This window comes from Streptomyces sp. CRN 30 (assembly GCF_034105845.1).
The window spans coordinates 16,856-35,948 of the sequence record NZ_JAVRHI010000328.1 but is presented as its reverse complement, the minus strand read 5'-3'; the positions used below and the strand labels follow the sequence as shown (position 1 = coordinate 35,948).

Below are 19,093 nucleotides of genomic sequence, written 5' to 3'. Positions count from 1 at the left end.
TTCCTAGAGAGTGAGGCGGGGCCGCCGCCCGGGGGACGGCGGCGGCCCCGCGGCCCGGGTGCGGGTCAGGCGCGGCCGACGTCGAGGAAGGACAGCCCGGTGGTGGGCAGCGGCTCGAAGCCGGTCAGGGCCCCCTCCTGCCAGGCGGTGGGCAGCTTGCGGTGCAGCACCGGGTAGAGGGCGGCCTCCTCGGCGACCAGGTCGGTGACCTCGCCCCACAGCTCCTTGCGCTTCGCCTCGTCGGCCTCCGCGGCCGCCTTGTCCAGCAGCGACCTGGTCTTCTTGTAGGCGGCGGTGCCCTTCCAGCCGAACCGGGTCTCGGGCCACAGGCCGTAGTAGAACCAACGCAGCAGCAGGTCGACGTCGTTGCCGAAGACGGACGGGTCGCCCGGCGCGGCCATCACCTCGAAGTCGCCCTGGTCGACCTTGGCGTACTGGGCGGCGGACTGCTGGATGTCGAGCCTGGCCTCGACCCCGACCGCTTCCCAGCTCTCCTTGATCAGGGGCGCGACGTCCTTGACCCAGCCGGTGTCGGTGAGCGTCAGCGTGAAGGACAGCTTGCCCACGCCCGCGTCGCGGAGCAGCTTCTTCGCCCGGTCCACGTCGTGGGTGTAGACGGTGGCGGCCTCACGATATTCGGGGTGCGTGGCCGGCAGGTACCCGGTGGCGGCCGTGGCGTTGCCCAGCAGCGCGGTGGAGATGATCTTCTCGGTGTCGAGCGCGTGGTGCAGGGCCTGGCGGACCCGCTTGTCCGCGAAGCGCTTGTCCCCGCAGTTGAACATGAGGAAGAGCAGCCCGAAGGACTGGACCGACTCCACCTTGTTCTTGCCGGTGAAGCCCGCCATGTCGATGTAGGGCACGTCCTCGATGGCCTGCACCCGGCCGGACTTCAGGGCGCTGACCCGGGCGGAGGGGTCGGAGATCAGGCGCCAGACCATCTTCTTGGCCTTGGCGGGGTGGGGGCCGTTGTACTTGTCGTACGCCTCCATCACGATCTTGTCCTCGCGGACCGCCGACACGAAGCGGTACGGGCCCGACCCCACCGGCTCGGAGTCGAACGCCTTGGCGTCGGCGCCGGCGATCTTCTTCGGCACGATCCGCACCACGGAGATGCGCGAGGGGAAGAGCGCGAAGGCGTACTTGAGCTTGAACTCGACCGTCGAGGCGTCGACCGCCGTGACCCGGTCGATGAACGGGACGAACTGCGCCATGATCGAGGCGTTCTTCTCGTCCAGGACGCGCTCGACGCTGAAGACCACGTCCTCGGCCGTCACGGGCGAACCGTCGTGGAACGTCGCGCCCTTGCGCAGGGTGGCCCGGTAGGTGGTCGCGTTGATCTTCTGGGGCATCCCGGTGGCCAGCGCCGGCCGCGCCGTGAGCGTGACCGGGTCGAGGTCCACCAGGCCCTCGAAGATGTGTGTGTTGGCGGCGTACGGGGTGGCGCCCGAGGTGATCATGGGGTCGAAACCCGTGGAGAGCGCGTAGGAGAGACCGGCCTCGACGGTGTCGGAGCCGGAGCCCGAACCGCCGTTGTCGTCCCCGGTGGAGGAAGGGCCGCCGCACGCCGTGAGGCCCGCGGTGACCGCGGTCGTCACGCCGATGGCGCCGGAGTATCTGAGAAGGGTACGGCGGTCGACGCCGACTGCGCTGCGCGCGGACAAGGGGTCCTCCAGGCAAGAGATGGCAAGAGATGGCAGGAGACGGGGAGAAGAGGGCGCGAGGAGGAAGACGGTCACTGCCGGCACCTCGCCTGTCCATAAGACGTCTGACGTCTGATGGTCGATAGCGTAGGAAAGTAGCCCGGCAAAGAAAAGGGGTCAAGAGGTACCGGTCGAACACCTTCTGACCCGGCGGAGCCTCCGGCGCGCGGTCTTGACGGCCGGGGTCGGCATCCCTAAGGTCACCGATCGGCAGACATCAGACGTCTGCTGTCTTGGAGTGGCGTGCCGACCCGCGCGCCGCTTCCCCTCCCACGCCGCGCCGTGCGCGCCACACCCACGGGGGCCCTCATGCCGCTGACGGACCTCACGCTCGCCGAGTGCCTGGCCCTTGAGCCCGACCTCGACGAACCCGCCGACCTGGACGCCTTCTGGGACCGGACCCTGTCGCGGGCCCGGGAGAGCGTGACCGCGCCGACGTGCGTACCGGTGGACACCGGCCTGACCCAGGTGACCACCTACGACGTGACCTTCCCCGGCTTCGCCGGTGAGCCCGTCCGGGGCTGGCTGCACCTTCCCGGCGGGACGAGCGGTCCGCTCGGCTGCGTGGTCGAGTTCCTCGGGTACGGGCGCGGACGCGGCCTGCCGCACGAACAGTTGCTCTGGGCCGATGCCGGTCACGCGCACTTCGTCATGGACACCCGCGGCCAGGGCTGGTCCGCAGCCGGCGGGGACACTCCGGACACCGCGCCCTTGAGCGGATCGGTCCCCGGCTTCCTGACCCGCGGCGTCGAGGACCCGCACGACCACTACTACCGGCGTCTGATCACCGACGCCGTACGGTTCGTCGACGCCGCCCGCGCACACCCGGCCGTCGACCCGGACCGCGTCGTCGTCACCGGCCACAGCCAGGGCGGCGGCCTGGCGCTCGCGGTCGCCGGGCTCACGGAGCGGCTGGCCGGCGTCATGGCCGACACCCCGTTTCTCTGCGACATCAGGCGGGGGGCGACCATCGCACCCGAGCCCCCCTACACCGAGATCGCGGAGTACCTGCGGCTGCACCGCCACCGCGCCGACACGGTCTTCACCACCCTGTCCTACGTCGACGCGGCGCTGCTGGCCTCCCGGGCCTCGGCCCCCTCGCTGTTCTCCGTCGCCATGATGGACGCCGTCTGTCCCCCCTCCACCTGCTTCGCCGCCTACCACCGCTACGGCGGTCCCAAGGACGTGCGCGTCTACGAGTTCAACGGCCACGAGGGCGGCGGCGCGCACCATCGGCGCGAGCAACTCACCTGGGTCCGGCGCCTGTTCGCCGATCCCAGCCCCGGCCGTCTCGAAGCCGACGATCCCCGCACCGAAGCCACCGGCTTCCCCTCCGCACGGCACGACTCCCGGCTCGTCTGATCACTCAACCGAGAAGAGGCCCGTTCATGCAGCGCAGAGTCACCACCGCCACCCTCGCCGCGGCCTTCGCCGTCGTCGTCGCGATCGCGACCGGCGCCCACGGCGCCACCGCGGGCACCCTCACCTCCACCGACCTCGCCACGGCGGGCACCGGCTCCCCGTACTACCGCATCCCCGCCCTGGCCAGATCCGTCCAGGGCACCCTCCTCGCCGCGTACGACGCCCGTCCCACCCTCGGCGACCTGCCGAGCAACATCGGCGTCGTCCTCAGGCGCAGCACCGACGGCGGCGCCACCTGGAGCACCCAGCAGGTCGTACGCAGGGACGCCGCACCCGCGGGCAACGGCGACCCCAGCCTCCTCGTCGACCGGGAGACCGGACGGATCTTCGTCTTCTACGCGTCCTCCGTGAACCAGGGCTACCTCGGCTCCGGCACCGGCAACGACGGGAGCGACCCCGGCATCCTCCAGGCGGACTACAGCTACTCCGACGACGACGGGGTGACCTGGACCCACGAGCGGATCACCGCCGACATCAAGGACCCGGCCTGGGGCGGCCTGTTCGCGGCGTCCGGCGAGGGCATCCAGATCCGCAAGGGCACCTACAAGGGCCGCCTGATCCAGCAGTACGCCGTCCGCAAGAACGGCGCCAACTACGCGGCCAGTGCCTACAGCGACGACCACGGCGCCACCTGGCACATGGGCGGGCTGGTCGGCCCCGGCGCCGACGAGAACAAGACCGTCGAACTGTCCGACGGCCGGATCATGCTCAACAGCCGCTCCTCGGCCGGCTACCGCAAGGTGGCCTACTCCAGCGACGGCGGAGTCACCTACACCGCCCTGCAGAACGACACCGAGCTGCCCGACCCCGCCAACAACGGATCGATAGCCCGCTTCGCGCCCGACGTGGCCGCCTCGCACGCCCGTTCCTCCTGGCTGATGTTCAGCAACACGGCGACCAAGAGCGGCCGCAGCAACCTCACCGTCCGCCTCTCCTGCGACAACGGGCAGAACTGGCCGATACGCAGGACCGCCGAGGCCGGTTCCGCCGCCTACTCCACGCTCACCCCGCTCGGCGACGGCACCGGCTCCAATCCGTCCGTCGGCATGCTGTGGGAGCGCGGCGGCGTCCAGGCCATCGTCTACTCCTCGTTCGACCTGAAGTGGCTCGGCGGGGTCTGCGCACCGGTCACCGTCACCCCGCCCGCCGCGCTCCCCGCCGGACGCACCACCAACGTCACCGTCCGCGTCACCAGCCAGAACGACGTGACGCTCCCCGCCGGCACCGTCTCCCTCGCCCTGCCCGCCGGCTGGACCGCGCCGACCGTCACCGTGCCCGCGCTCAACCCCGGCCAGGGCGCCAACATGACCGTCCCCGTCACCGTCCCCGCCGGCACCACCGCGGGCAGCGTGACGGCGACCGCGACCTACGAGGTCCGCGGCAGCCAGCACTCCTACGGCGACACGACCCTCACCGTCACCGCGTCGTAGCCAGGCCCCGGAGCCGCCCGTCCGCCTCCCACCACGGCGGGCGGCTCCGGCCTCCCTCCCCACCCGCACAGCACAGCCCAGGAGAGACCACATGTCCTCGTCCCAGCCCCTCCGCGGCGTCGTCCCGCCCGTCTGCACACCCCTGGACGCGTCCGGTGAGGTCGACACCGCCTCGCTCACCCGGCACGTCGAGCGCCTCGTGGACGCGGGGGTGCACGGACTGTTCGCCCTGGGCTCCAGCAGCGAGGTCGCCTTCCTCACCGACCGGCAGCGCGCGACGGCCCTGGACACGGTCGTCGAGACCGTCGCGGGCCGCGTCCCCGTCCTCGCCGGTGTCATCGACACGACCACCCCCCGCGTACGGGAACACGCGCTGGCCGCACGGACGGCGGGCGCCGACGCACTGGTGGCCACCGCCCCCTTCTACGCCCGTACCCACCCCGCCGAGACCGCCCGGCACTTCCGCACCCTGCGCGCCTCCGTCGACCTGCCCCTGTACGCCTACGACCTGCCGGTCTCCGTGCACAGCAAGCTCTCCGCCACCCTGGTGCGGGAACTCGCCGAGGACGGCACCCTCGCCGGTGTCAAGGACAGCAGCGGCGACGAGCGCGGACTGCGCCGGCTCCTCGTCGAACTCGGCGGACGCCACGGCCGCGCCGACGGCCCGGCCCCCTCCTTCGCCGTCCTCACCGGCTCCGAACTGACCGTCGACGCCGCCCTGCTGGCCGGAGCCGACGGCGTCGTCCCCGGCCTCGGCAACGTCGACCCCGCCGGATACGTGCGCCTCTACGACGCCGTACGCGGTGGCGACCTTGACGGCGCCGTCGAGGAACAGGAGCGGCTCGTCGACCTGTTCGGCATGGTCGACGCCGGACCCGAGGCGGAGATGGGCCGCAACTCCTCCGCCCTGGGCGCCTTCAAGCACGCCCTGCGCCTGCTCGGCGTCTTCGAGCACGGCACCACCGCGGCTTCCCAGATCCAGCTGAGCGAAGCGTCCGTCGCACGCGTCGAACGCCACCTCCGCGACGCGGGGCTGCTGCCGTAGGCCGGGACCGCCGCACCCGTCCCGGGCCCGCCCCGGCCCTGCCGGTCGTCTCGTGACGGGTAAGTTCCCGCGACACCGGCCCGCCGGCAGCCCCGGGGTGTTCCACTGGGGTGGTCAGTGACGTCGTAGACCGGGACAGGGAACACATGGACTCGCTCGTCTTCGACAGCGGCGATCTGGACACGGCGGAGGAGTTCCTCAGCCATGCCTACGCCCGCCTGCGCATCGGCAACAACGGAACGGAGGCGAACAGAACGCGGATGCGCCGCGGTGTCATGCCGTCGGTCAGCATCGACGAACTCGACATGAACTACGAGATGAGCTACTCCGTCGAGCCGCTCGGCCGGCTCGCCCTGTGCGTGATGCACGAGGGAACCATCGCGGACCACACGATCCAGGGCGTGAGCGCCTCCTACGGACCCGGTGACATCGCGGTGCTGGCCCCGCCGGAACTGCCCTACTCGGGGCGTGTCCGCGCCGCCCGCTACAACGTCACCATGCTGGACGACCACCTTCTGAGCCAGGTCGCCGACCCAGGGCCGTCCGGCGCCCCGGTGCGGCTGACCGGGAACCGGCCGCGCACCCCGGCCGCGGCCCGCTACCTGAAACACCTCATCTTCCACCTGCGGGACCAGGTGCTCGCCGACCCGGCCGTCCGCGACGAGCCGCTGATCGTCTCGACCGGCGCCCAGTCGCTGGCCGCCGGCGTCCTCGCGGCCTTCCCGCACTCGGCCCGCACCGACCCCGCCGCCCAGGACCGCAGGGACGCCCACTCCGCCACCCTGCGCCGGGCCGTCGCCTACATCGACGACCACGCCGAACAGCCCGTCACCGTCGCCGAGATCGCCGCCGCGGCGCACGTGACCGTCCGGGCCCTGCAGTACGCCTTCCGCCGCCACCTCGACACCACACCCACCGCCTACCTGCGCACGGTCAGGCTGTCGCACGCCCACCGGGAGCTGCGCGCGGCCCGTCCGGCCGGTGGCGCCACGGTGACCGGCATCGCCGCCCACTGGGGCTTCCTCCAGCCCAGCCGCTTCGCCGCCGCCTACCGTGCCGCGTACGGTGTGTCCCCCTCCCACACGCTCCGCGCCGGTCGGGCGTGACCGGGCCCGTACCGCCGACTGCACGGACCCGGTCGCCTGCATCCTGCCTCCCGGCCCCGGCAGCGCGCTGCACGCCAAACGAACGGTTGGCCCACGGAGACTCCCTGAGCGAAACGGCACACCCACGCACCGGAGGCGGCCGTCACGTCGACCGGGGCAGCGGCAGCTCCGGCAGGTCCGTCTCGGTGCGGGCGAGGACGATCTGGTCGAACAGCGCGCCGTCGCCGTTGCCGCGCAGGGCGAGCTGGTCGACGATCTGGACCCTGCCGGCGGTGAACTCCCACAGGTCGACGCGTACGACCGTCCAGTCGGTGGGTACGGGGCCGTCGATCCGCTTCTCGACCAGGGACGTCTGCGGCGGCCAGTGCGAGTCGCCGACGGACACCGAGAAGACGGGGGCGGACTTCGCGGGTCCGAGCCGGAGACTCATCCCCGTGGTCCGGTCGCTGAGGGCCTTCCAGACGAACTGGAGATGGCGGTACTCGCCCGGGGCGCTGGGGTTCTGAACGATCCTGAAGTCCCAGTCGTGCATGGCGTGCCCGAAGGACGCCCTGGAGGTGGGGTAGCGCTCCACGGCCTTCCTCAGCCGGAGGCACCTGGTCCCGACGGCGGCGCCGCCGATCTGGATGTCGGCGGCCGTGCTGTCCTCCACGATGTCGCGCACGTCGTCCTCGCGGTCGTCGAAGAGGACGGCGAGCGCGTTCCCCGCCAGCACGTCCCGGTGGGAGTTGCCCACCGCGGTGCCGTGGAGGACGAGTTCACCGAGGCGGATGTTGCCCACGGGCCAGCCGCCGCCACCGGTGGTGCGCAGCCGGAAGCGGGAGGAGGACAGCGGCTCGAAGGTGTGGGTGTGCACGGGGCCCGCGTCGGAGAGGAGCTTCGGGCCGTCCTTCCACAGCCCGGCTCGGGTGTCCCACCACTGGAGCCGGACGTCACGCAGCCACGACACGGGGTGGGCCGGGTCCTCGGCGAAGGTCACCCCCGTGAGGTGGACCTGCGTGCGGAAGGTGTCGACGGTGAAGTGGAGTTCCTGCCCGTCCTGGACGCGGATGGCGCCGATCGCCGACCAGGGCACCCACGGTTCGGCCGGCGGGTCGGCGCGGCCGTCGGTGAGCAGGGCGACCGCGTTCTGCTTGCCGAGGTCGAGGTACCGGGTCGGGTTGACGAGGCGTACGTCCAGCAGGGCGGAGGTGGCCGTGATCAGGTTGGGGGTCAGCTCCCCGGGCGTGGTGGTGTTGCCCCAGCCCGCGCGGCGGACCACCGGAACGGGGTCGGGGGTGAGGAACCCGGGGCGGATGTCGGTCTCGGACGGGGTCAGCCGGGTCCGCCAGCGTTCGACGAGGCCGGGGGTGTAGCGCAGCACGGTGCCCGTCCAGGTCGCGACGAGGAGCCCGCCGTCGGGCAGCCAGGCCGGGACCGGCAGCGCCTTGAGGTCCTCGGTGACCAGCGGGGTGCCGTCGCGCCGCAGCACGGCGAGGGTGCCGAGTTCACTGCCGACGGCGACACGGCTGCCGTCGGGGGAGATCCGGGGCCGGCGCAGCGCATCGTCCCCGGTGTACGTCCACAGCAGGCCGCGCTCGGTGTCGTACGCCCTGATCTGGTTGCGGAAGGTGACGGCGAGGAACGAACCGTCGGCGCTGACGGAGACCTCGCCGGCGGCGACGGGGAGGGTGTTGACGAGGGCGCCGCCGCGGACCACGTACACCCGGCCGCCGTCGGCGTCCGACCAGATCACGGCGGTGCGCCGGTCGCCGCTGACGACACCGCCGCCGAAACTCCCCCAGGCGGTGGGGACCGACCACAGGGTGGAGCCGTCCGCCGCGGCGACTCCGCTGATCGTGTTGGCCGCGAAGGTGACGAGGGTGTCGTCGTCGAGGGCGAGGAGCCGCAGCGGGGTCCGCTCGCCGGTCTTCCACCACTCGTGCGCCCACCTCTCGCGCGCCTCGGTACCGTCGTCGTCCCAGAGCGCGAGACCCAGGTCGCCGGAGGTGGCGACCCAGGAACCGCCGGGCGCGACGGCGAAGTTGTTCAGGCCGTAGTCGTGTCCCCACTCGCCCTTCGACCAGTCGGTGGCCTTCTTGGCCAGGCCGAACAGGGCGAAGCGGCGCCGGGGCGACCCGTCGGCGTCCAGCCGGTACAGGTGGTAGCCCTCGGGGCTGTGCACGTCGAAGCCCTGCACGTCGAAGCCCGGTACGGCGGAGCCGTCGCCAGGGGCGCCGGGGGAGCCGGGGGCGTAGGCGAAGTGGTGGCCGAGGCGGCGGCGCCAGCGGGTGGTGCCGGTGGCGAGGTCGAGGCCGTAGAGGTTCTGGTCCCAGTTGAAGGCGGTGAGCGCCGCGGTGCGGCCGTCGGCGGCGACCGCGATGTCACGCACGTGCGGACCGAAGGCGTACTCGGCCGGGGGCGGCAGCGGGTCGTGCGTCAGCGGCACGACGGCGTAGAGCCGGGCGGGGACGGTGCGCAGGTCGGCGGTGAACTCCCCGCCGAGCAGGCTGACCCGCTTCCCGGTGAGCACGTCGACGACGTGGTGCAGCGCGGGCAGGGCCACCTTCAGTTTCGCCGTCACGGGCACCCGGTGGCCGCACCGCAGGCCCACCCGCCAGACCAGGCCCGGCTCCCAGTCGAGCAGCGTGTTGTTGACCACCCAGATGTACCGGACGTTCCCGGCCGTCCGCTCGCTGAGCCACACCTCGGGGTTGTCGCACTCGGCGACCGGGGCGACGACGTCCTTGAGGGCGGTGGTGACCTTGGCCGCCTGGTCGAGGAAGACCTGGCGGAGGCGACGGTAGGAATCGTCGTCGCTCTGGGGTGTCTCGTCGCTCTCGACGCGGTTGAAGGCGGTGCCGAGGGGGCGGTAGGCGTCCCGGTGGCGCTGGACGCAGCTGTCGTCGGCGTAGACGGGCACGGCGTCCGGGCCCCGGCCCACCTCGGTCAGCGCCGCGTCGAGGGGCGGGTCCAGGTCGACGCGCTGGCCGACCAGCAGGACGGCGTCGTAGCCGCGCAGGACGTCGGCGCTGACGTCCTCGGTGAAGACGTAGGTGGCGGGGCGGTGGGCGTACATGCAGGCGGTGTACGCCTCGTAGAGCCGCAGGAAGTACGTGCTGCTCAGGCCGTGCCAGGTCTCCAGGCGCTGCATGCGGGCGGAGACGACGATCGCGATCCGGTCGGCGCCCCGGGCGCCCGCCGTCGCGGGTCCCAGGCGGGCGCAGAGGTCGAACACGGCCCGCAGCATCGATGTGCGGCCCGCGCCGCCGGAGCGGGGATCACCGGGCCTGCCGCCGCTGCCGGCGCCGCGGTCGTCGAGGGCGGTGACGTTCTCCAGGTGGTAGGCGCCCTGGTCGCCGGTCATGCCGGTGCCGTTCGCGCCGCGCATCACCTGTTGCAGCAGCGTCGGCAGGATCATGCCGCCGGTGCCGTCGTCGTTGAACAGCTCCGGGTGGCCCCAGGCGGGGAGACCCGGCCGCCGGTAGCAGTCGACCATGTGGGCGGTCGCGCCGAGCAGTTGGAGCTGTTCGCCCTGGTAGTGCAGGTCGATCTCGTCGGCGGGGGCGAAGGTGGCCGGGGGCAGGGTCTGCGGTGCCCGGTAGGGGCCGGTCATCGCGCTGACCATGCCGGGGAAGCGAGGGTCGAGGACGGAGCGGAACCGGGCCGTGTCCTCGGGCCTGAGGGCGATCGAGCGGTCGGTGACGGTGTCGAGGACCGGCGCCCAGCCGCCGGGCTCCTCCACGTGCTTCAGCGCTTCGGTGTACCTGTCCCGCTCGTCCTGGTCCCGCGCGGCGTCGGCGCCGATGGTGGTCACCCACCAGTTGGCGCCCCAGGTCCAGCCGCGGAACGCCGCGTAGGTGTGCAGGCTGCCGGTGGCGCTCAGCAGGTCGTGGTCCAGCTTCGGCTGCGTGCGGCTCTCGTTGTTGCCCGGCCGGCCGAGCGGCAGATAGGTGTCGTTGGCGTAGAGGACCGCCTGTTCCTCCATACCGTGGGCCCCGTACGCGGCGACGGTGCGGCGGGCGGGGTCCTCGAAGATCGCCTTGTCCCAGTGGACGGCGGTCCTGGAGCGCTTCAGCCGGTCGACGACGGTGCTGTCGGCGGCGGTGTCCGTGAACCGTGCGGGCCACAGGAGGCCGAGGCGGTCGACGAAGAGGTTGAGGCCGATTCTCCCGGCCCTGGTGACATGGTCCGCGACGGTGTCCGGGAGGTCCGCGAAGTCCGGCAGGAGCTGTGTCAGCCGGTCCCGGACGATGTCCCGGGGGTCGGAGGGGATGCTCGCGTGGTTGTTGGCGTAGATGTCGCTGTACCAGGTGAGGTGGAACTCCGGCCGCCGCCCGAGGCCGGGTCCGAGGTCGAGGTGGTGCGGGGCGACGGTGAAGCCGGGCGGCCGCTCGGCGTCGATGACGTACCGTCCGGGCTCCAGCGTGCCGGTGTACTCCGCGGTGAGTTCCAGGCGGCCCTCGCCGTCGGTCAGGGTGACGTCGTCGGCGCGGACCTCCGTCCCGTCCCGCAGCAGCCGCACGCGCGCGCCGCCCGGCAGGGGTGTGCCGTCGGCCGTACGGGCCAGGACGCGTACGGTGACGGGTTCGCCCCGGCCGTAGGAGAAGCGGTTCAGGGCGGTGAACGTCTCGGTGCCGTTCTCGCCGGTGTCGACGCGGCAGGTCAGCACGGACAGCGAGCCCTCGGTGCTGTCGGGCGTCCGGATCTCGACGATGCCGTCCGCGGCGTACTCGCCGATCCGTCCGGCGACATCGGGCGACACCCGCAGGTGGTACAGGCCCCGGGCGTCGGCGGGCGGGGTGACCGCCCCGGCGGTGAGCGGGAGTTCGGTGAACTCCGGTACGCCGAGCGGTCGCAGCCACACCCGGAAACGCGGGTCGTCGGACCAGCGTCCGCGCTCGTGGGTGATGGTCAGCGGTGTCTCGCGGCCGGCGGTCCACTCGTCCGCCTCGTACGACACGGAGAGCCGCTCGACGTCGGCGTCGACGCGGCGCACGAGCCGCCCGGTGAGCATGTCGTACACCTCGAACAGGTACTTGGGGTCGTCGCGCTTCACGTAGTAGTGCGTGCCGCGCACCCTGAGGTCCCGCACCGTGTACGGGTCGTCGGGCAGCTCCAGGGTGACGGGATCCTCCGGCTGCCCCTGCGCGTCGAGGACGGTCACCTGCCGCCGCCGTTCCCCCGACAGGCCGGCGGAGATGTGGAGCCGGCCTCCGTCGTCCACGTCGTACCCCCCGAAGGCGGCGCCCGCGGGCCGGGCGGGGACGGTCCGTACGTGGGTCCCGTCCAACGTCGAGACGCAGACGAGTCCCGCCCCGGCCGTGGTGGGCCAGGCGGTGTAGAGCAGTCCGAGTTCCTCGGCGACCCGCAGTCCCGCCGGGCCGCCCTTGGAGGTGGCGTCCGGACCGAGCCCGGTGAGGGTGACGCGCCGGTCCACGGCGCCGGGCCTCAGCCGGACGACCTGCCGGCGGTGCTGGTCGATGGCGTAGAACCAGCCGGAGGGGGCGGCCTCGACGGCCGACGGCGCGAAGTATCCGTCCGTGTTGTTGCCGGTGAAGTCGTCGATGCTGCCGAGCCGGTTGAACTCCTGGTCCCAGAAGTCGATCCGGTGCGGGAAGTGTGCCTCGGCGGTCGCGATGACACCCTCCGCGTCGGCGGTGATCGCCAGGGTCCCGTACCCGACCCGTCCGAACCGCTGTGCCGAGCCGTCCCGTGCGAGCCGTAGCGCGTGGCCGTCCGGCTGGGCGCCGAGCACCAGGTAGACGTTGTCGTCCCGGCCGAGCCCCAGGTGCAGGCTCGGGACGGCGAAGGCGGGGTGGTGCCTGGACACGACGTGTTCGATGGTCCTCACGGTGACTCTCCCTCGGGAAGTCGCGCGGCGGCCAGGCGCCGTCGGTGATGCCACCGGTCAGCCTTTCGTCGTGCTCGGAAGAGGGCAATCACCACGGAGAGTGACGGGGTGCACTGTTGTGCGGCCGCATCGCTTCGGGTGTGGTGCCGGTGTTCCAGGCGGGCCGTACGGACAGCCGTGGTCCGCGGCACGGACAGCCGTGGCCCGCGGCAGGCTCCCGTACCCGATGGAGTAGTCGAATGGCGCGCCCCGCGCGCCACCCGGAGAGTGGGAGGTGCCGCGGGCCCGCCCGCGGCGGAGGTCCGTCGGTGAGGCACGTGGCCGAGACCCCCGGCAGCACCCACACCACACGCTCCGACCCGCCCGTCACGCCGGGTCCCGGGCCGCTGCCGTCTGGTCCGCTCCGGTTGTTCTTCTCCTGTCATGTCATGTCATGTTCTGTCCTGTTCCGGCCGGCTTCTCAAGCACTTCTCACGGAGGGAAGGTGTGATGTTCAGGGACACTCCGATACCCGTGCTGTCCGTCACCACCTCACCCCTGACCGGCGACGGAATGCCCACGGAACTCACCGACCAGTGGCGGCAGGTACTCGACCAGGGGCTGGGCGGCGGTGCGGCGACCTCCTCCTACCTGGCACACATCGCCAGGGCGGCCGACTTCATCGGCTATCTGGGGCAGCAGGGTGAGGACGCTTTCACCGTGACCCCCGGCCCGAGCGGCGGGTGGCAGGCCGTGGCCACGGACGGCTGCGCCATCCTCCAGGTGGGTGCGACGCTCGCCCCGTTCCCGCCCGACGGCGACCCTCCCGTGAGCGGGACCGCGGTCGTACGGCTGTCCCTGCCCAACCCCTACCAGGTCGTCCAGTACACGGAGTTCGGCGTGCAACTGGCCGAGCTGCCCGCCGGTTTCGTCCTCACCCGGCAGGTCTGGCAGGCGCTGGCGCAGCCGCTGCTCTCCCGGGTCGTGGCATTCGTACGGCAGAGCGTGCGGGCGTGGCTGGACCTCGCCCCGGACGAGGACGTGTCCGGGCTCGGGGACGCGCTGGCGCAGGCGACACAGGAGGCGGGGGAGGCCGCCGCCGAGGAGACGGCCGAGATCACCGTCGGCGGCGAGGCCGTGGCGGAGGTGGCGGTCGTCGACTTCTCCGCCGCGTTCCCGCCGCTGGCCGGACTGGCGGTACTGGCGGCGGTGCCGCTGATCCTCGCCGCCCTCGCCAAGAACTTCGTGCTCCGTCTCCAGGTCGTCAACATGACGGATCTGGACATCGAGGTGACGGTCCCCTACCAGGCCGACGGGGCGATGACCGTGGAGCCCGCCGATCCGGTCCTGCCCGCCATGGGACAGGTGACGGACGCCTGGGGGGACCGGAGCACCGTCGACGTGGCGTACCTGGCCACCTTCTCCGCGACGAACAGGAGCGGTTACTCGGGCCTGGGTTTCCTACTCAACCTGAGTCCCGCGGGCTCGGACGGCGCGGACGTCTGCGCCGTGGTGTCGGTGCCGTGGGGCAGCGACAACACGATCTGGCTGGGCGACACCGGAAGCGATCCGGACTGGGGCGGGATCTACGACGCGAACAGCGACGCCGACGGTCTCCTGCGGGTCGACCACGGCAACCGCGTCCTCGCCGTCTCGCTCGCCATCGACGCGCTGAGCGGAAACGCCGACACCTACGACTGCGTGCTGCGCGTCCAGCCCCTGTAGCCGCCGCGGGGACACGCGAGACGACCACGACGACCGGGTCACGAGAAGAAGAGGAACAACACAGTCATGAGCACCCCGAGCAACACGGAGAACTTCACGTTCACGCCCGGCACCCCGACCCTGGGGCACATCGTGGACGACGGCTACACGCAGGCGATCCAGGCGGCCCAGCAGGGCGGCGACCCGACGCAGCAGTGGTTCGACTGCCAGAACCAGACGTCCGACTTCTGGGGCTGGATGGCGGACCCCGGCGCGGACCAGTTCGCACCGGGGCAGGACCCCGACGGGAACCAGATCCTGATGGCGCAGAACTACGGCGTCCAGATGCGCCAGGGCGCCTTCTACCGCGGCGACGACGCGGCGGCCGCCGGGGGCACCGCCGGAGACAGCCCGCCCCAGGTCGGACTCGCCACGATCGACACCTACAACACGACCAACGACGTCTCGAAGACCATCACCTATGTGATGTCGGCCGCGGGCATCGTCCCGTCCGCCGCTCTGACGAAGGCGCTCTTCGGTGACCTCATCCAGCCCACGCTGAAGAACTGCGCCACGTTCGTCCGGAAGATGTCGCAGACGTTCCAGCAGGAGGCGCAGGCGGAGACGCCGAACGTCGATCCGCTGGCGGACGTCCAGGAGCCGATGCAGGAGGCCGAGGAGGAGGCCGAGGAGGCCACCGGTGAGATCGTCGAGCAGGGCGTGGAGTACTTGTCCGTCAGCTGGAGCAGCGTGGCACTGGAGTGTGCCGGCCTGGGCGCGGTGGCCGTACTGCCGCTCATCTTCGGCGCGATCGGCCACAACATGCTCTGCCATGTCGAGATCCACAACCTGACGGACATCGACTTCACCTGGAACCTGGACGACCAGGTCCACGGCAAGGCGTCGGTGCTGCCGCAGGACGAGACCGCCCGGCAGATCCCGAAGATGGACTACGCCGTCGACCACTGGGGCGACCGGAGCACGGTGCAGTGCGCGTACTTCGCGACCTTCGGGTTCATCAACTCCTACGACCTGGGCGACATCGGCGTCGTACTGAGCCTGACGCCCTCCGACGGCAGCCCGGAGGCCAAGCTGGTGGCCGCGGTCCCGTACGCCGGCGACAACACGATCTGGGTCGGGCAGTCCGACGACGACCCGGCGACGATCTACGCGGAGAACTCCGTGCCGAACGGACTCCTCCAGACCGCGTGCTCCTTCGACACCTACAGCGTCAGCTGGGCCATCACCAAGCTGTCCGGCACGACCGGTGGGGCCTACTACTACGGCCTCATGGGAGTCATCAATCCCCCCCAGTGATCTAAGAGGGTTACGACATGGGCAACAGCGGCGACATGAACGTCACCAACAACCGCTCGACGGACCTGCGGCTGTTCATCCTCGGCGTCAACTGCATGTACGACAACGGCGACGAGGGATCGGACCTGTCCGCGTTCAACAACACGGTCGTGAGCGCCGGGACGACCTTCCCCGGCGGGAACGGGCAGTTCATCGAGACCAAGAACAGCGGCGGCTGCTTCGGCGAGACCTCCACGTTCACACTGAAGGTCGTCGACGACTCCACCCACACCGAGATCGGGCACATCGACTTCACGGAGGACGGGGGCTGGGGCGCCACCAGCTCCAATCCCGACGTCATCGACGTGGACATCGACGGCAGCGAGAACCCCTCACCCATCTCCGTCACGGTGGAAGCGACCTGATCACAGGTGATCAGGTCGCCGGGTGGGTGTTCCCAACCGCACGGGGAGTGCCTTCAGGTGCCAGTTGGCGGGGTTGGCGCCCCGCTGGAGGTGGCGCGGGTCGGTGGCGAGGCTCAGGCCGGGGACACGGTCGAGGAGCGCGGTCAGGGCGATGACGGTCTCCTCATGGGCGAGGTGCGCGCCGAGACAGCGGTGCGCGCCGTGGCCGAAGGCCAGGTGGGGTTCCCGGCCGCGGCGGGAACGGCCGATGTCGAGACGGTCGGGGTCGGTGAAGGCGGCCGGGTCACGGTTGGCCGCCGACACGACGGGGAGGACGGCCTCCCCGGCCTTGACCGGGCTGCCGCCGAGGGTGGTGTCACGGAGCGCGTAGCGGGGGAGCGCCCGTACGACGGGACCGCCGTAGCGCAGGAGTTCGTCGACGGCGTACGGCATCAGGGTGGGGTCCCCGCGCAGCAGCGCGAGTTGGTCGGGGTTGGCGAGAAGCGCTTCGGTGCCGTTGGCGATGAGGTTGACGGTGGTGATGTGCCCGGCGACGACGAGGTTGGCGATGAGGGTGACGAGTTCCTCGGTGCTCAGCCGGTCGTGCCGGTGCGGGTCGAGGAGGTCGGAGACGAGGTCGTCGCCGGGACGGGCGGTGCGGTGGCCGACGAGGGCGGTCGCGTCGTCGACCATGCCCGCGAGCGCCGCGCCGAGTTCGTCGCCGCAGACCCCGGCGACCAGGGTGGCGCTGCGGGCCCGCCAGCGGTCGCGGTCGGCCTCGGGCACACCGATCAGTTCGCAGATGACGGTGATGGGCAGCGGCCTGGCGAAGTGCTCGACCAGGTCGACCACGCCGTCCTCGGCGTGGTCCGGCAGCCGGTCGAGCAGCAGGCCGGCGACCGCCTCGATCCTGGGCCGCAGCGCGGCCACCCGGCGCGGGGAGAACGCCGCGTTGACCAGGCCGCGCAGGCGACGGTGGTCGGGGCCGTCCGCGTCGAAGATCCCGGCGCGCACGTACTTCTCGTACCCCCGGTACATGCCTCGGGCCCGCCAGACCTGCTCGGTACGGTGAGCCGCCGGCGCGCCGGGGACTTCGGCCGCGTCGATGGTGAACCGGGGATCGCTCATGAGCGTACGGACGTCGTCGTGGCGGGTGGCCACCCACATCGAATCGACACCGGGCACACACCCGTGCACCAGCCGCCCCTGGTCACGGACACGCCCGTAGCCGGTGAACGGGTCCCTGATCAGTTCCTGATCGGCCAGGTCCAGAGGATCGGCCAGGTCCAGAGGATCGGCCGGGTCCAGAGGATCGGCCGGGTCCAGAGGTCGGTCGACGGGGTCGGTGCCGTCTGCGGCTCGCTCGTCCATGTCAGCGCTCTCCCCATGCCTCGGTGGCTGCACTGAAAGAGTCACGTACGGAACGTGGCACGGGTACTCCACCGACCACGGTTGGCACGGATGGGTGGATTCCCGAGGGAGGGGAGGGGAGGAGGAAAGGCGAGGGGGCGCGGGGCGGTAGGTGGCGGTCCTGCCCGCCGTGCCCCGGGGATCTCGACGAGAACCCCGGGGCACGCCTTGGACGGCCGCCTGATCAGGGCGCGTCGACGAGGACGCGGCCGTCGGCGGGCGCGAGCGCGGCGATCGCGCTCGCGTAGGCGGACTGGACGCGGGAGCGCTCGGTGGCGTTCGGTGTGGCGTTGGTGCAGGCGGTGCCGGCGCTCGATCCCGACATCAGCTGTGAGCAGGGGCCGGGCTTGGTGTCCGGCAGGCCGAGACTGTGCCCCAGTTCGTGCGCGGCGATCCGGGTCTTGTTGTAGCCCTGGTCCACGGCCTGGCTGCCGAGTTCGACGCGGACCTGACGGCCCGGACGAACAGGGCCGAGCGTGGCCTGCGGCCAGCCGGTGGTGGCGACGATCACGATCTCGGCCGTCGCGCCGGGCGCGGCCTCCACCAGCTGGACGTTGCTCACGTTCGCGTTCCACGAGGCGACTCCGGCCGCGATCGCGCTCTCCCAGCCCGCGGCGCGACTGTCGTCGTAACGAAGCGTCACCGCTGCCGCCCGCGCGGCGGACGACTCACCGGCGGACGACTCACCGGAGGGGGCGGTGGCGGCGGTCGCCGCGCCCGCCGTGGCGAGGACGAGCGCCGCGGCGGAAGCACCTGCCTTGAGCCAAGTGCCGAGAGGCATAGTTGCTCCTTCGTCTGTGGGGGGTGCCCGGCCCCGCGGGGGCCGGGTGCGCCGCGGACCGCGCTCGTCCGGGGCGTTGCGATGGTATGCCTCTCGATCCACGCGCGTCATGTACCTGACACGGTGATTTCCCGTCAGAATCCATGGCGCTCCCCGGCGGTGGTCCTCCCGGACGAAGGTCCTCCCGGGCTAAGGTCACCGACGATCGCTCGGCCGGGACGCTCAGAGGGGAGAGCGGTGCCGGTCCACGATCGCCTCGACGAATCTCAGCAGGCGGTCCCCCGCCTGAGCGATGCTTCCGTTCTGCGTGCTGACCTGCGCGCCTTCGAGTACGAAGGTGATCTCGGCCGCGGCCTGCTCGGGGTCGGGCAGCCCGGCCTCGGCGCACATGTCCACCAGCCTGCGGGTCTGGTCGGCCTTGTGCTCCTCGATCACCCGCCGTGCGGGATGGGAGCGGTCGGGCAGTTCGGCGAGGGAGTTGATGAACGGGCAGCCCCGGTGCGAGACGGCCGGCAGCCCCTCGGCGATGAAGCGGGCCAAGCCCAGGATCTGCTCCCTGGGCCGGCCGGGGTGTTCCGTCCGGACCCGGTCGAAGGCCGCCTGGTAGTCGGCGGCGACGATCCGCATCCACTCCGCGACCAGCGCGTCCTTGGTCTCGAAGTGACGGTAGACCGCCATCTTGGTGGTCGCGGCCTTCTCGGCGATCGCCTGGACGCTCACCCGCCGGATTCCCTCGCTCTGGAAGAGCTCTTCGGCCGCGTCGAGGATGCGCTCGCGGGGCGGCAGTTTCGCCACCCTGCTCGGCCTGCCGGCGGTCGATGCCATGACTGCTCCGTGACGTCCGTGGTGTCCGCTCAGGTCCGGGACCTCTTGACTCATCGCCCTCACGGTACCACTGCGTTCCACACGATACCGTAGGGTATCGTTCGAGACTGATCGGTATCGTTCTTCCTGGCCGTAGGCAGCCCAGCAGCCAGCAGCCA

Annotated in this window: 12 protein-coding genes; 7 read left to right on the top strand and 5 right to left on the bottom strand. The window is 71.6% G+C overall.

The window, feature by feature from the left end; genetic code table 11:
- Positions 1-65: 65 nt before the first annotated feature.
- Positions 66-1,661: an ABC transporter substrate-binding protein gene (locus tag UW392_RS35070; protein ID WP_320779249.1), complete on the bottom strand. Its 1,596-nt coding sequence runs from the start codon at positions 1,659-1,661 to the stop codon at positions 66-68.
- Between the two features lie 348 nt (positions 1,662-2,009).
- On the opposite strand from UW392_RS35070, the gene UW392_RS35065 reads away from it, so the two are divergent.
- The 4 genes from UW392_RS35065 to UW392_RS35050 all read left to right on the top strand — a co-directional run bounded on the left by UW392_RS35065 (position 2,010) and on the right by UW392_RS35050 (position 6,703).
- On the top strand, positions 2,010-3,062 hold the full coding sequence (locus UW392_RS35065; protein WP_320779248.1) for an acetylxylan esterase: 1,053 nt from the start codon (positions 2,010-2,012) through the stop codon (positions 3,060-3,062).
- A 26-nt stretch (positions 3,063-3,088) separates the two neighbouring features.
- A complete protein-coding gene (locus tag UW392_RS35060) occupies positions 3,089-4,552 on the top strand; it encodes an exo-alpha-sialidase (protein WP_320779247.1) in 1,464 nt (487 codons plus the stop codon).
- A gap of 91 nt (positions 4,553-4,643) precedes the next feature.
- The gene (locus UW392_RS35055; RefSeq protein ID WP_320779246.1) at positions 4,644-5,597 is read left to right on the top strand and encodes a dihydrodipicolinate synthase family protein; all 954 of its coding nucleotides are present in this window, start codon (positions 4,644-4,646) and stop codon (positions 5,595-5,597) included.
- A gap of 146 nt (positions 5,598-5,743) precedes the next feature.
- The gene (locus tag UW392_RS35050) at positions 5,744-6,703 is read left to right on the top strand and encodes an AraC family transcriptional regulator (protein ID WP_320779245.1); all 960 of its coding nucleotides are present in this window, start codon (positions 5,744-5,746) and stop codon (positions 6,701-6,703) included.
- Between the two features lie 142 nt (positions 6,704-6,845).
- Here the strand turns inward: UW392_RS35050 and UW392_RS35045 are convergent, their stop codons facing one another.
- The gene (locus UW392_RS35045) at positions 6,846-12,536 is read right to left on the bottom strand and encodes a hypothetical protein (protein ID WP_320779244.1); all 5,691 of its coding nucleotides are present in this window, start codon (positions 12,534-12,536) and stop codon (positions 6,846-6,848) included.
- A gap of 489 nt (positions 12,537-13,025) precedes the next feature.
- Between UW392_RS35045 and UW392_RS35040 the strand changes: the two genes are divergently transcribed.
- The 3 genes from UW392_RS35040 to UW392_RS35030 all read left to right on the top strand — a co-directional run bounded on the left by UW392_RS35040 (position 13,026) and on the right by UW392_RS35030 (position 15,940).
- The gene (locus UW392_RS35040) at positions 13,026-14,240 is read left to right on the top strand and encodes a hypothetical protein (protein WP_320779243.1); all 1,215 of its coding nucleotides are present in this window, start codon (positions 13,026-13,028) and stop codon (positions 14,238-14,240) included.
- A 66-nt stretch (positions 14,241-14,306) separates the two neighbouring features.
- Positions 14,307-15,536 carry a hypothetical protein gene (locus UW392_RS35035; protein ID WP_320779242.1) on the top strand — a complete coding sequence of 410 codons (1,230 nt, stop codon included), beginning with the start codon at positions 14,307-14,309 and terminating at the stop codon, positions 15,534-15,536.
- 17 nt (positions 15,537-15,553) lie between these two features.
- Positions 15,554-15,940, top strand: a complete 387-nt coding sequence (locus UW392_RS35030; protein ID WP_320779241.1) for a hypothetical protein — start codon at positions 15,554-15,556, stop codon at positions 15,938-15,940.
- Here UW392_RS35030 and UW392_RS35025 read toward each other — a convergent pair whose 3' ends face one another.
- From UW392_RS35025 to UW392_RS35015, 3 genes are all read right to left on the bottom strand, one after another.
- Positions 15,941-17,290, bottom strand: a complete 1,350-nt coding sequence (locus UW392_RS35025) for a cytochrome P450 (protein WP_320779240.1) — start codon at positions 17,288-17,290, stop codon at positions 15,941-15,943.
- A 223-nt stretch (positions 17,291-17,513) separates the two neighbouring features.
- Positions 17,514-18,110 (bottom strand): snapalysin family zinc-dependent metalloprotease, encoded by a 597-nt coding sequence (locus UW392_RS35020; RefSeq protein WP_320779239.1) that lies wholly within the window; start codon positions 18,108-18,110, stop codon positions 17,514-17,516.
- 222 nt (positions 18,111-18,332) lie between these two features.
- Positions 18,333-18,935, bottom strand: a complete 603-nt coding sequence (locus UW392_RS35015; protein ID WP_320779238.1) for a helix-turn-helix domain-containing protein — start codon at positions 18,933-18,935, stop codon at positions 18,333-18,335.
- Positions 18,936-19,093 lie beyond the last annotated feature (158 nt).

Bases quoted from the DNA above. Each gene is read 5' to 3' on its own strand.
- UW392_RS35065 (WP_320779248.1), top strand. From the start codon at position 2,010: ATGCCGCTGACGGACCTCACGCTCGCCGAGTGCCTGGCCCTTGAGCCC.
- UW392_RS35060 (WP_320779247.1), top strand. From the start codon at position 3,089: ATGCAGCGCAGAGTCACCACCGCCACCCTCGCCGCGGCCTTCGCCGTC.
- UW392_RS35055 (WP_320779246.1), top strand. From the start codon at position 4,644: ATGTCCTCGTCCCAGCCCCTCCGCGGCGTCGTCCCGCCCGTCTGCACA.
- UW392_RS35050 (WP_320779245.1), top strand. From the start codon at position 5,744: ATGGACTCGCTCGTCTTCGACAGCGGCGATCTGGACACGGCGGAGGAG.
- UW392_RS35040 (WP_320779243.1), top strand. From the start codon at position 13,026: ATGTTCAGGGACACTCCGATACCCGTGCTGTCCGTCACCACCTCACCC.
- UW392_RS35035 (WP_320779242.1), top strand. From the start codon at position 14,307: ATGAGCACCCCGAGCAACACGGAGAACTTCACGTTCACGCCCGGCACC.
- UW392_RS35030 (WP_320779241.1), top strand. From the start codon at position 15,554: ATGGGCAACAGCGGCGACATGAACGTCACCAACAACCGCTCGACGGAC.
- UW392_RS35025 (WP_320779240.1), bottom strand. From the start codon at position 17,290: ATGGACGAGCGAGCCGCAGACGGCACCGACCCCGTCGACCGACCTCTG.
- UW392_RS35020 (WP_320779239.1), bottom strand. From the start codon at position 18,110: ATGCCTCTCGGCACTTGGCTCAAGGCAGGTGCTTCCGCCGCGGCGCTC.
- UW392_RS35015 (WP_320779238.1), bottom strand. From the start codon at position 18,935: ATGGCATCGACCGCCGGCAGGCCGAGCAGGGTGGCGAAACTGCCGCCC.